Raw genomic sequence first — 12,223 nt, forward strand, 5'->3', positions numbered from 1 at the left:
ATGTGGGGCGGCGTTTTTCGTTCCGGGTGCCCATGTCGTTTCCTGCAAACAGATATCGCAATCAGTGAGGTGCGCCGGCGCCGAATCCGTCAGTCTGATCAGCAAGATTGGAGGATTGCCCCGTGAACATTCGTACTGCGACACGCTCGGGTGGACGCTCTGCCCGCCGCGCCCTGCGCACTGCCCCGAACTTTGAAATGCTGCCTGGCCTGACCAGAGGCATCCCCTTGTGTGAAGTGATGGATGGCGTTCAAGTCGAACGCATAGACAGTGCCTCGATGGACATTCTTGAGAACGTTGGCGTTCAGTTCCGAGACCCCATCGCGCTGGAAGACTGGAAGAAGGCCGGTGCCAAAGTCGATGGCGAGCTGGTTTACCTCGACCGGGGGTTGGTGCGCGAGTTGATTGCCGCCATACCCAGCGACTTCACATATCACGCGCGGGATCCGAAAAAGAATGTGCGGCTGGGCGGTAAGCACTCGATCTTTGTGCCGATGACCGGCGCACCATTCCTGCGCGATCTGGACGACGTGCGCCGAAATCCGTTGCTGGAAGATCTGGCGATGTTCCACAAGCTCAGCCATATGATGCCGGCGCTGCATTCCTCGGCCCATCACATCGTGGAACCCTACGACCATCCGATCAGTCAACGCCACCTGCGCATTACCTATTCGTCGATGAAACACTCGGACAAAACGTTCATGGGCATGACCACCTCACCCAAGAACGCCGAAGATGTGATGGACATGTGCGCGATCCTGTTTGGCGAGGAATTCCTTGAAGATCACCCGGTGACTACCGGTAACTGCAACGGCAACTCGCCGTTGGTGTGGGACGAAACCATGCTGGGTGCGTTGCGGGCCTTTTGCCGTCGCAATCAACCAGTGCTCTGCTCACCCTTCGTTCTGGGGGGGGCCAACACGCCCGCATCTGTTCCGGCCACTGTGGCGCAGCTGAATGCCGAGGCGCTGAGCGCACTGGCCTACACGCAGGTCATCCGCAAGGGGGCTCCGGCGATCTATGGCCACTACCTGTCGACCGTGTCGATGAAGTCCGGCGCGCCGATGGCGGGTACACCCGAGATCAGCCTGATGAATTTCATGATTGGCCAGATGGCACGGCATTATGACGTCCCTTGGCGTACTTCGAACACGTTGGGTGGGGCCAAAACCTTTGATGCTCAGGCCGGATATGAATCTGCCACCACCTTGCAGGCAGTCATGCATGCGGGTGCCAACTACATCTGGCACTCGGCCGGATGGAATGAGGCCGGGATGCACTGTTCCGTGGCCAAGTTCATCGTCGACGCCGAACAATGTGCGATGGCGTACCGCATGGCCGAGGGGCCAAAGTGGCACGATTTCGATCAAGCCCTCGCAGCGGTTCCGGATGTTGGGCCCGGTGGTCATTATCTTGGTCACCCCCATACACAGGACAATTTCCAGAGTGCGTTCTTCATGCCCGAGCTGTTCGACAACAACTCGATCGAACAATGGCAGGCAGAAGGCAGCATTGAAATCACCGCGCGCGCCCTGAACCGCGCACGCGCGTTGCTGGCCGAGTATGAAGAACCCAAACTCGATGAGGCGAAAAACGAGGCCCTGCTGGACTACATCGCCCGACGTGAGCGTGAAATCCCGGCCGCTGATGAGCTGAACCAAAGTTACTGAAGTTAATCCCCCGTTTTCCACCCGCCCGGCCAGTTGGGCGGGTTTGTCCCTTCAATAGCTGTACGGAACACAAGTCGTGAAAATCGCTGAAATTCACATCTATAGCCACGATCTGCCTGTCAAAAACGGCCCCTACACAATGGCCAATGCCGAGATCTGGGCGCTAGACACCACATTGGTCAAACTGGTGGCCGACAACGGGTTGGTCGGATGGGGCGAGACCTGCCCGGTTGGCCCCACCTATGCCGAGGCCCACGCCGCTGGTGCGCGTGCCGCTCTGGCCCAAATGGCAAATGGGTTGCTAGGCGCCGAGGTTTCGCTGCTGGGGCTGCACCGTCGGATGGATGGTCTTCTAAACGGCCACAACTATGCCAAAGCGGCCATCGACATTGCAGCGCATGACCTGCTGGGCAAGCATTTTGGGGTCAGCGTATCGGAACTGCTCGGTGGTGCCGAAGTGGACAAGGTTCCGTCGTATTACGTGACTGGTGTTGGGGCGCCGGTTGACATCGCCACACTGGCAGCAGGAAAGTTGGCTGAAGGTTATCCGCGACTGCAAATCAAGGTTGGCGGTCGTCCGGTTGAGGTTGACATCGAAACCATCCGCAAAGTGTGGGAGGTCATTGACGGGTCCGGAATGCGCTTGGCCGTGGACGGAAACCGAGGTTGGACAACCCGCGATGCATTGCGCGTCAGTCGCGAATGCCCGGATATCCCGTTTGTCATGGAACAACCCTGCAACACGATTGAGGACCTGCAAAAGATACGGCCACAACTTGGTCATCCGATCTACATGGACGAGAACTCCACCGATCTGAACACGGTTATCTCAGCGGTCGGCACTGGCCTGGTGGATGGGTTTGGTATGAAAGTCACACGGATTGGTGGCCTGCAGCCAATGCGCGCGTTTCGAGACCTCTGCGAGGCGCGCAATCTGCCTCATACCTGCGACGACAGTTGGGGCGGGGACATTATCGCCGCGGCCTGCGTGCATATTGGCGCGACGGTCCGACCCGATCTGCTGGAAGGTGTTTGGCTGGCCGCGCCATACATCGAAGGCAACTACGATGCCCAGAATGGAATCAGCATAGAGGGTGGGTATATCCAAGTTCCAACCGGGCCTGGGTTGGGCGTTGTGCCCGACGAAACCCGCTTTGGCGCACCGGTCGCATCTTTCTGATGGAGCATATCATGGAGTTTGAAGGAAAATCGGCTTTGGTCACAGGCGCTGCAGGGGGGATCGGAACCTCTCTGGTGCGCCGCCTACGTGCTGCCGGCGCGCAGGTTGCCGTTGCTGACCGCCTGACTGACGGGATCGAGGCTGATGCCCATCTGCCTGGTGATCTGCTGGACGCGACCTATGCCGATGCACTTCCGCAAAGGGCAGCAGATGCGCTGGGCGGGTTGGACATTGTTGTTAACAACGCAGGTGTCATTACGCGGGGTGCCGTCACTGAAACTTCGGATCAGGATTGGTCTCTGTCTCTGGGCGTGAACGTCGAAGCCCCCTTTCGCATTTGCCGCGCTGCGATACCGATAATGGCTGCGAACGGAGGCGGGGCGATTGTGAACACCGCATCCTGTTGGGGTCTGCGTCCTGGCCCAAACCATGCAGTTTACTGCATGACCAAGGCCGCGATTGCCTCTCTGACCCAATGCATGGGGATGGACCACGCCCATCAGGGCATTCGCATCAACGCGGTTTGCCCGAACGAGGTGAACACGCCTATGTTGCGATCCGGTTTTGCCAAGCGTGGCTTCGACCCGGACACAGCTGTCGCCAAGCTGGGGCAGACTGTTCCCTTGGGGCGAATTGCGGAACCCGAAGACATAGCTGATGTGATCCTGTTTTTGGCCTCGGATGCGTCGCGGTATGTGTGCGGTGCGTTGCTGGAAGTGAATGGAGGCAAGCCGGTATCATGACCCGATTTAATGGCAAAACCGCCCTTGTCACCGGCGGACGCAGCGGGATCGGTCGGGCCATTGCTGATCGACTGCGTCAGGACGGGGCGCAGGTGTTTACCGCACAACGCGGGCAAGATCCCAGGTTCGAAGGGATCGAGGCAGATTTTGGTGATCCGAGCAGCCCGCAATCTGTGGTAAATCAAGTCGTTGAACGGGCAGGGCGTCTGGATATCCTCGTCAACAACGCGGGCATGATGCAGGAAGCCCTTGTCGAAGACACGAGCCTGGAGGACTGGCAGCGCAACCTGACAGTCAACCTGACGGCTCCTTTTTTGCTGATCAAGGCGGCGCTGCCTCATTTGCGGCAGACGCAAGGAAACATCGTCAATATCGGCTCAATCGAAGGATTGGGCTGCAATCCGGGCCATGCGGCCTATTGTGCGACCAAGGCCGGGTTGCACGGCTTGACCCGTGCCGTCGCCGTGGATCACGGGACGGAGGGGGTCCGCTGCAACGCGGTGGCGCCCGGCTGGATCGACACTGAACTGAACATGGGTTTCATCGACGCTCAGCCGGACCCGGATGCATTTCGCCGCGACATTGGCCGCATCCATCCCGTCGCCCGGACTGGCCGACCAGAGGAGGTCGCGGCAGTGGTGGCGTTTCTTGCGTCTGAAGAGGCCAGCTTTGTCACCGGTCAGATTTACACGGTGGATGGGGGTCGTATGTCCAAGCTCAGCCTGCCCTGACAGGTCATTCCTTGCCGGAACGCCACTCTTTCCAAATCAGATAGCTATTTGCACCCAAAGATGCGAACGGCTCGGGTGGTAGGCGCGGCGGCATCGGTTGGGCCAGGAAATGATTTGCAATGTCCGATCCGCCCTGCGTGACCAATTCCGCCGCTGCCATGCCCTGCAATGTCCCTCGGGCAATTCCCAAACCGTTCTGACAACAGGCCGAGAAGACGCCCTTGTCCAACTCTCCGAACGCCGCTGATCCGTTTCGGCTAAGGCAAAGCATTCCAGCCCAACGATGCTCCATTCGTACATCGGGCAGATGCGGAAACCGTTCACGAAACTTGCGGTCATGCACCCACCCTGCATTGCGCAGGCGCATGGGGCTGGTCTCGATCGTCGGGTGGAAGGTCGAGCAGGTGCGGACCAGCAGTCGATCCCCATAACTGCCCGAGACGCGCCGGACCGACGTGCCCATCGGATCGGCTGGGGTGACGGCCCAGCGGGGCTGGCCTCCCAATGTCTTGATCTGTTCAGGCGTCAAACGTTCGGTGATAGACGCGTAAAGGCAGATGTGCATCAGTCGGCGTTCGTAGAACCCGAAGCTTTCCAAATGGCCGTTATTGGCCAGAATGATCCGACCTGTTGAAACTTGGGCATCGGGTGTTTTTACCAGCCACCCCGCGCCTTGTTTTTCAAAGGCGGTAACGGGAGAGTTTTCGAACAGATCAACTTGTGACGATAAGTGGGAGGACAGAGCCCGAATGTAACCGGCGGGCTGAATCATCACCGTGCCGGGCGCATAAAGGCCCGAGCTGTAGTGCGGGCTGCCCGTGATCTCTTGCATCTGTTGGCGGTCAAAAAGCGTGCTGGGCTCTCCCAACCGATCCAGATGTGCGGCGAATTCGCGGTTGTGCCTGTCCCCGGCTCGTGTGGCAGCGGCGTTGAACTTGCCACATGGGTCGAACATTTCCTGCGGCAGGTCGCATTCATTTGCCACGTTTGTCGCAAATTTTATTGCACGGCGGTTTAGAGCTATGGTTGCGCGGTCCGCTTCCAGCCCGTCTCCGGCGTAATTGTCCGAGGCCAGATCATGGGGCAGATCGATCATGAAGCCCGAATTTCGGCCAGCGGAACCTTCGGCAAAATGACCGGCCTCTAGCAGAACAACCTTGAGCGCTGGGTCAACCTGATGCAGCCGGCGCGCAGCGCTCAGCCCGGCAAACCCGCCACCGACAATTGTGACGTCGGCTGAGATGTTCTGTTCAAGTCGGGGGAGCGATGTTTGGGGCGGCAGAATGGCGTTCCACCCCGCCGGCCCAGTCTGTCGTGGCAGCCGTTTTGCAGTATAGGCCGTCAATCGATCGCCTCGTCCGCATCATCGGCCAGATCAATCCAGATGGTTTTCAACTGGGTGTACTGGTCGTGGGCGTGGACCGAGTTGTCGCGGCCACCAAAACCGGATTGTTTGTAGCCGCCGAAGGGGGTGGTGATGTCACCCTCGCCAAAGCTGTTCACCGTCACGGTTCCGGCGCGGATCGCCCGCGCGCCGCGGATGGCTCGCTTGGCGTTCGCCGTAAAGATCGAAGCACACAGGCCATAGTCGGTGTCATTGGCAATCTTGATGGCCTCGTCAAAGCCAGACACTTCGATCACCGACAGAACGGGACCAAAGATCTCTTCGCGCGCCAGAGTGCTGTGATTGCCGGGCACTTCGACCACGGTCGCTTCGACAAAACCCTTGTTGGCATTGCCACCAATCACCACGTTTTCGGCTTGCTCTAAGTAGCCGCAGACCTTGTTGTAGTGGCCTTCGCTGACCAACGCACCCATTCGGGTTTCCGGGTCCAGCGGATCACCGATGTTCCACTGCTTTGCGTGATGGGCGATCCGCTCTAGCAACTCGGCCTTTACGTCCTTGTGCACGATCAGACGGGACGAGGCGGAACAGTTCTCACCCATGTTCCAGAACGCGCCATTCACGACATGGGCCGCCACGCGGTCAAGGTTCTCGGCGTCATCCATCACGATGGCCGGGTTCTTGCCGCCCATCTCCAACACAACCTCCTTGGCGTTGCTTTCCGCCGAATAGGTCAGGAACCGTTTGCCAGTGACGGTCGAGCCGGTGAAAGAGACCATGTCGATATCCATGTGTCGACCAATCGGCTCACCGACATCAGCACCGCCGCCCGGAACGATGTTCAGAACGCCGCGCGGCAGGCCCGCCTCCATCGCCAGTTCCGCGAGGCGCAGGGCGGTCAGCGTGGTCTCGGTTGCTGGTTTCACCACAACCGAGCAGCCCGCCGCCAAGGCAGGCCCGATCTTCCACGCCAGCATCAGCAGCGGGAAGTTCCACGGTAGCACCAACCCCACAACACCGATGGGTTCGCGAACTACCATGGCGATGTGGTCGTCGCTGGCGGGCGAGACCTGATCATAGATTTTGTCGATCGCCTCGGCATGCCATTTCAGGCAATGGATCGTTTCGGGGATATCCACGGTTTCGCAGTCATAGATGGTCTTGCCGCTGTCGATACTCTCCATCACTGCCAATTCACGGGCATTGCGGGTCATCAACTTGGCCAGTCGGATCAGTATGTCCTTGCGATCCGAGGGGTGCATTCTGGACCAGCGCCCATCGTCAAATGCCTCTCGCGCTTTTTCGACGGCAAAATCCACATCCGCCGCGTCGCAAGCGGCAACATCGGCCAGTTTCTCACCTGTAGCGGGGTTCACCGTCTCAAAAGTCTTGCCCGAGATAGCCGGGCGGTAAGCACCGTCGATGAAGGCCCCGGTGGGCAAGGTCAGGCCCGCAGCGATGGATTTGTATTCGTCCTGTGTCAGCAATTCCATGCCTTAGCCCTCCGCCACGATATCTGCGATTGTTTTCTTCAGCACGCGCGTCACCTGTTCCAATGCGCGTTTGTCATCCTTGTTCAGCCCCTTTAGCGGGGGCCGCATCGCGCCTGCGTCGATCCCGTTCATGGTGACGCCATGCTTGATGGTCTGGATGAACTTGCCGCCCTGTTCCAGCACCCGCATCAACGGCATCATGGCGGACATGATGCGGCGGCCCTTGGCGAAGTTCCTTTCGACAACGCAGGCTTGATATAGTGCTACATGTTCGGCTGGCAGGAAGTTCGACCCACCGCAGACCCAGAACGGTGCGCCCCAGGCGAAGAATTCCAGCGCCTGATCATCCATGCCGCAGCCAAGCTGGATATGCGGGTAATCCCTCGCCAACAAATGCACCCGGTTGATATCCCCCGAGCTTTCCTTGATGCCGCAGAAGTTTCGGCTGCGCCCCACGCGGTCAAGGAATTCTTCCCCCATCATCGTACCGGTGCGGTGCGGGTAGTTGTACAACATCACCGGCAAGTCAGCGGCCTTGTCGATGGCCAGCGCGTTCAGGGCGTTTTCCCGATCGGTCGGCACCGAATAGGGTGGGCTGGCCAGCAGGATCGCGTCCGCGCCAATCTCACGCGCGCCCGAGGCCAGCGCGATGGAATCCGGCGTCAGCATCGCGCCGGTTCCGACAACCAGAGGCAACCGGCCTTCCAACTGCTTATGCGTGAACGACGCCAGTTCCAGTCGTTCTTCGACAGTCTGGGCATAGTTCTCACCCGTTGACCCGCCCGATATCAGCCCGTGCACACTATTCTCTATCAGGTATTCGATCACGTGGGACAGGGCATCCCAGTTCACGCCGCCATCTTGGTGATAGGGCGTGACCACCGGGGTATAGATCCCCTCAAATCTAAAAATCGGGTTCATTCCGTCCTCATGCAGGTTTCGAAAGGGGCGGGATACCCATCGGGATATCCAGCGCAGCAGGCATCACGAACAGTTCGATTTGGTCGCGTGACAGGTTCCAGTGATCCTCGGCCAGCTGCGCAGCAGCCGCCTCATCGCCCGCCTCGATGGCGGCGATGATGGCGTCATGCTGGCGACTTGCCTCGGACAGGTTCTCGGTCTTGTGCGCGGATTGGGGTCTATAGAAGGTCATCCCGATCCGGGCATGGTCGATCAGCAACCGGTTGAATGATGGCCGCAAGTAGACATTGCCTGACATCTCTCCGGTCACATCATGAAAGCGGTTATTGGCCAGCGCCCGATCTTCGGCGGATCCGGATTGCAACGCAGCCTTGAACGCCTGTTGCGCGTCTTTCAGGTCGTTGATCTGAGTTCGTGTGGCGTTCTGCGCGGCAAGTCGCAAAACCGCGCCATAGACCATGGGTGCAGCCAGAAAGAAGTCACGCAGGGTGGTATAAGACATCTCAGACACCCGGGCACTGCGGTTGGTACGCAAGTCCAGATAGCCTTCGCCCGCCAGTTGCCGGAACACTTCGCGCAACGGTGTCCGGGACAAGCCGAAAGCGTCGGACAGATGCGCTTCGTCCAGATCTGTGCCTGGTTGCAGGCGCAGCGTCAGGATCGACACTTTCAGGTGCTCCATCAACTCGGCCTTTCGGGATTTGGCGTCGTCTTTCATCCGTTCCTCCAACAGTCGCTGCGCGAATCGTGCCGGCTATTTCGTTCATTCTCTGTATTCCAATAAAATACAAGTTGTATACAGAAAAGAATCGTGCAGCATAGGCCGTCGACCACGTCAAACTGAATCGGACGTCTATGCGCCAACCCCGCCACATCACTTTCATCCTGATCGAGGAATTCTCGCATCTCGCCTTTTCCTGCGCGGTCGAACCGCTGCGCATTGCCAACCTCGTCAGCGGTCAAGATCTGTATGAGTGGTCTTTTGTATCCGAACACAGCAAGCAGGCCGTTTGTTCCAACGGGTCGGTGACTTTGGTTCATGGGGGACTGGACGCGCTGCCAAAGACCGACCAACTGTTCGTGCTGTCAGGTATTCATATGCGCAACCATGTCTCGCGCCCTTTGCTAGCAACCCTTCGGCGCGAGCGGGCGAGAGGTACGGCCATCGGCGCTTTGTGTTCGGGCGCGTGGTTGCTTGCCGAGGCAGGATTTCTGGACGGGATGCAGGCCGCCATTCACTGGGAGTACCACGATGCCTTTATGGAGGCCTTTCCCGAGGTGAATCTGGTGCGCAGTGTCTTTGTCGCCGATGAAAAGCACATTACTGCCTCGGGTGGCACGGCGACCGCCGACCTGATGTTGCACCTGATTGAAAGGGACCACGGCGAAGAGTTGTCCATCGCGGTTGCTGACCAGATGGTCTACAACGCCGTGCGCAATGCCACGGCCAAACAGCGCGTGTCCCTTCAATCGCGCAACGGGATGCGTAACGCGCATCTCGCCAAGGCAATTCATATCATGCAGGACTGCATCGAGGCACCGGTTTCCCCATCTGATATTGCCGGGGATCTGGGGATTTCAACGCGCCAGTTGGAACGGCTGTTCGGTAAATACCTCAACACGTCGCCCAAGAAGTACTTTATGGAGCTTCGGCTGGAGCGCGCGCAGAAGCTGCTATTGCAGACCGAAGCGTCTGTCACCGAGGTGGCCATGGCCTGCGGATTCGAAAATCCGGGACATTTTTCGCGCGTGTACCGGTCGAGTTTTGGTGTGACGCCACATGCCCAAAAGAACAAGATAGACTAAGTGATAAGGACGGGGGGAGCGTCTCTGTCCTAAGGCGAGCCTGGCTGAACAGGCGCTCACCCCCTGATCCTGCTTCGTACCCCCTCGTTAAAACTTTACTGGTAAACTGGTCAGCAGGATTGAGTATTCATACATATCGAAGTGGGCATAACTATTACAAGATCGTGTCAGATATGTGTGCTTTTTGTTTAAAACATTAACGTTTGCGGTGTTCACCAGTTGACCAAATGGCTCAAAACAGGCCAACTTATAGAGTGAAATGTATAGACAGACTCTGAAGTTGGCCAAAAAAGACGACAAATCGGGAAATTCTGACCGCAATTCCCATGCCGGCGATGCCGTCAGATTTTATATCTTCATCACAAATTGACGGTGGAGGATATCAATGCACTTGGAAATCGGTAAATCTGACTCCCGCTTCGCCAACGGCGCGGTTTCTCGTGCCAGTCGCGAGCGTCAGATTTGCGATGCGGCCAAATTGGCCGAAGCTGCCTTTTCCGAACTGACCGCTGTTGCGGACCGCGCGCCGGATATGGCGGCGTCCAACGGTCAGGTTTTTCAGGTGTTCCGTTGGTATTTCTTGTCGGCTTATTGCACGCGACTGCTGACCAACGCTGCCCATCGGCTAGAACGTCAGACTTTACAGGTCTCGATGGACGTGTTCAGCGCAGTTCGAATGGCCCTGCCGGAGTCCGAGGTTGAGGTTTCCATGGCCTTGGCTCGCGACGAGGCGACAACTCTGGCCGCTGCGCGCACGAACAAAATAGGATGCCGCGGACATTCTGCGGGCTGGATCGCCGCAAAGATAAAACAGCAAGGCCGGAACATCCCGTCTGAGATCAAAAGCTCACTAGCTGGTGCATTGTCGGCGTCGGAACGGCGCATTTGACGCATTCAACGGTACTGTCGCAAACTGGGTGATTTCTAATACGGGCTTTCGGGCGTGAACCGCACAGCCCTGGTTCCGGGCATTTGTGGCGCAACTGGCGCGACAACCAGATTCCGCATTCATAACAAAGCAGCGCTTGCGTTTAGCAGTGGAGATTAGATGGTGCTGCTGGAGAGAATTGAACTCGGGTTGTCGCGTATCAGTGCTTTGATTTTATTGCATAAAGTTTTTGACAGGGCAACCATTGTGTAGGAGTTCTGTCGGGAAGTGGCGCAACCCACCTTGGCTCTATGAGAACTGCAGAGACAAACTGCTGACAAAAAACGGCCACCCGAAGGTGACCGTCAGTGTTCTAGCACGCGTACCTCGGCAAACCTGAACCCATCATTTGCAACCCGTTCCACACGATGAGGTCTACAGTTGGGTTAGACAAGCAAGAGTTCATCAACCCCCCGCTACCGCTGCGGAGGCCGTTGGATCGAAAATCAAAAACCGGGTCACCGCCTCTGAAGCCCCACACGTAGTCCATGCCCATAGGGATGAACGCGACACGCTGGAAGGAAGCTACCCTAAGGTGACTGACAGATGCTCTATTTGAACGCCTTGGCTGCCGCTACTGCCAGTGCGTCTACCTCTTCATTCCTTGGGTCTCCTGCGTGACCTCTGACCCATTTCCATTGCACGTTGAGCCCGTCAGTGGCGACCAGAAGTTCTTCCCAAAGGTCGCTGTTCGCGACGGGTTTCCCGCCTGCTTTTCGCCAGCCGTTAGCCTGCCATTCCGGCATCCAATCGGTCATCCCTTGGACTAGCAACTTGCTGTCAGAGTAGACGGTGATCTGGGTTTTCTCGTCTTTCTTGATCTTTTTTAGGCCCTGAATAGCGGCCGTCATTTCCATCCTGTTGTTGGTGGTGCGCTTAACGCCACCACGTATGGACCGCTTCTTAATCTCTTTTCCGCCTTCGTATCGTCGGAGAGTTGCAGCCCAACCGCCGCGACCGGGGTTTCCAAGGCATGAGCCATCGGTGTGAATAGTGATTTCAGTGTTTGTCATTTGAGGTTCTTCTTCGTTCGTTAGGGGGCTGTGGTTTGTTTGCGGTCGGTCATGGCGACCACGCCAAGCCCAACCAAGAATGAAAGCGCTTCGCTCTGAGAGACCTCTCGGCCCAACTGTTCGACCATGCGTTCCCGCACAGTGTTGACCGTAGCAACCACTTCAGGGCGCACTCTCATGCTAGCCCAGTGGCTTTGTCGGTCGGCCCAAAGGTCAAGCTGCTCGTCAATCTTGTCGTGGCCTAGGCGGGCGCGTGCGGTTGATCTCAGGCGTTTCGAGAACGCTCGTCGTTTGTCATTGCCAATACGGCGCAGCCTTTTGTCGGCCACGCGGTTCTGTTCATTCAGTTCCATTGTGTGTTCCATATATGAAAAGGGACGCCCGTTCTGGACG

General features: G+C 57.8%; 12 protein-coding genes. 6 read left to right on the plus strand and 6 right to left on the minus strand.

Translation table 11 applies throughout. The annotated features are described in order from the left end of the window. Window positions 1–122 precede the first annotated feature (122 nt). The 4 genes from AC2FI8_RS19035 (at window position 123) to AC2FI8_RS19050 (ending at window position 4,324) form a co-directional block, all read left to right on the plus strand. Entirely contained in the window at window positions 123–1,670 is a 1,548-nt protein-coding gene (locus tag AC2FI8_RS19035) for a trimethylamine methyltransferase family protein (protein ID WP_496780573.1), read from the plus strand. Between the two features lie 76 nt (window positions 1,671–1,746). Beyond that, entirely contained in the window at window positions 1,747–2,850 is a 1,104-nt protein-coding gene (locus tag AC2FI8_RS19040) for a mandelate racemase/muconate lactonizing enzyme family protein (protein WP_496780574.1), read from the plus strand. An 11-nt stretch (window positions 2,851–2,861) separates the two neighbouring features. Beyond that, window positions 2,862–3,593 (plus strand): SDR family NAD(P)-dependent oxidoreductase, encoded by a 732-nt coding sequence (locus AC2FI8_RS19045; protein ID WP_496740653.1) that lies wholly within the window; start codon window positions 2,862–2,864, stop codon window positions 3,591–3,593. Further along, window positions 3,590–4,324, plus strand: a complete 735-nt coding sequence (locus AC2FI8_RS19050) for an SDR family NAD(P)-dependent oxidoreductase (protein ID WP_496780575.1) — start codon at window positions 3,590–3,592, stop codon at window positions 4,322–4,324. Before AC2FI8_RS19045 ends, AC2FI8_RS19050 begins: the two co-directional genes overlap by 4 nt. Before the next feature lie 4 nt (window positions 4,325–4,328). Here AC2FI8_RS19050 and AC2FI8_RS19055 read toward each other — a convergent pair whose 3' ends face one another. Genes AC2FI8_RS19055 through AC2FI8_RS19070 form a run of 4 tightly spaced genes read right to left on the minus strand, consistent with a single transcriptional unit; the run spans window position 4,329 to window position 8,801 of the window. Next, a complete protein-coding gene (locus AC2FI8_RS19055; RefSeq protein ID WP_496780576.1) occupies window positions 4,329–5,669 on the minus strand; it encodes an NAD(P)/FAD-dependent oxidoreductase in 1,341 nt (446 codons plus the stop codon). After that, the gene (locus AC2FI8_RS19060) at window positions 5,666–7,162 is read right to left on the minus strand and encodes an aldehyde dehydrogenase (RefSeq protein WP_496768818.1); all 1,497 of its coding nucleotides are present in this window, start codon (window positions 7,160–7,162) and stop codon (window positions 5,666–5,668) included. Before AC2FI8_RS19060 ends, AC2FI8_RS19055 begins: the two co-directional genes overlap by 4 nt. Window positions 7,163–7,165: 3 nt before the next feature. Continuing rightward, window positions 7,166–8,083: a dihydrodipicolinate synthase family protein gene (locus AC2FI8_RS19065; RefSeq protein ID WP_496780577.1), complete on the minus strand. Its 918-nt coding sequence runs from the start codon at window positions 8,081–8,083 to the stop codon at window positions 7,166–7,168. 7 nt (window positions 8,084–8,090) lie between these two features. After that, window positions 8,091–8,801, minus strand: coding sequence for a GntR family transcriptional regulator (locus AC2FI8_RS19070; protein WP_109310760.1), 711 nt, complete (start codon window positions 8,799–8,801; stop codon window positions 8,091–8,093). Between the two features lie 137 nt (window positions 8,802–8,938). Here AC2FI8_RS19070 and AC2FI8_RS19075 point away from each other — a divergent pair, with 137 nt between their 5' ends. Continuing rightward, window positions 8,939–9,889, plus strand: coding sequence for a GlxA family transcriptional regulator (locus tag AC2FI8_RS19075; RefSeq protein ID WP_108862113.1), 951 nt, complete (start codon window positions 8,939–8,941; stop codon window positions 9,887–9,889). 385 nt (window positions 9,890–10,274) lie between these two features. Further along, window positions 10,275–10,778 (plus strand): hypothetical protein, encoded by a 504-nt coding sequence (locus tag AC2FI8_RS19080; RefSeq protein ID WP_496780578.1) that lies wholly within the window; start codon window positions 10,275–10,277, stop codon window positions 10,776–10,778. A 590-nt stretch (window positions 10,779–11,368) separates the two neighbouring features. Here AC2FI8_RS19080 and rnhA read toward each other — a convergent pair. Both rnhA and AC2FI8_RS19090 read right to left on the minus strand, forming a co-directional pair. After that, on the minus strand, window positions 11,369–11,830 hold the full coding sequence (rnhA, locus tag AC2FI8_RS19085; protein WP_496780579.1) for a ribonuclease HI: 462 nt from the start codon (window positions 11,828–11,830) through the stop codon (window positions 11,369–11,371). 20 nt (window positions 11,831–11,850) lie between these two features. Further along, entirely contained in the window at window positions 11,851–12,183 is a 333-nt protein-coding gene (locus tag AC2FI8_RS19090) for a hypothetical protein (RefSeq protein ID WP_496780580.1), read from the minus strand. Window positions 12,184–12,223 lie beyond the last annotated feature (40 nt).

This window comes from Ruegeria sp. CDSB029 (assembly GCF_059611125.1).

Excerpts from the sequence above, each read along its gene's own strand:
- AC2FI8_RS19080 (WP_496780578.1), top strand. The coding sequence starts at position 10,275 with ATGCACTTGGAAATCGGTAAATCTGACTCCCGCTTCGCCAACGGCGCG.
- rnhA (WP_496780579.1), bottom strand. The coding sequence starts at position 11,830 with ATGACAAACACTGAAATCACTATTCACACCGATGGCTCATGCCTTGGA.
- AC2FI8_RS19075 (WP_108862113.1), top strand. The coding sequence starts at position 8,939 with ATGCGCCAACCCCGCCACATCACTTTCATCCTGATCGAGGAATTCTCG.
- AC2FI8_RS19090 (WP_496780580.1), bottom strand. The coding sequence starts at position 12,183 with ATGGAACTGAATGAACAGAACCGCGTGGCCGACAAAAGGCTGCGCCGT.
- AC2FI8_RS19050 (WP_496780575.1), top strand. The coding sequence starts at position 3,590 with ATGACCCGATTTAATGGCAAAACCGCCCTTGTCACCGGCGGACGCAGC.
- AC2FI8_RS19060 (WP_496768818.1), bottom strand. The coding sequence starts at position 7,162 with ATGGAATTGCTGACACAGGACGAATACAAATCCATCGCTGCGGGCCTG.
- AC2FI8_RS19045 (WP_496740653.1), top strand. The coding sequence starts at position 2,862 with ATGGAGTTTGAAGGAAAATCGGCTTTGGTCACAGGCGCTGCAGGGGGG.
- AC2FI8_RS19070 (WP_109310760.1), bottom strand. The coding sequence starts at position 8,801 with ATGAAAGACGACGCCAAATCCCGAAAGGCCGAGTTGATGGAGCACCTG.
- AC2FI8_RS19065 (WP_496780577.1), bottom strand. The coding sequence starts at position 8,083 with ATGAACCCGATTTTTAGATTTGAGGGGATCTATACCCCGGTGGTCACG.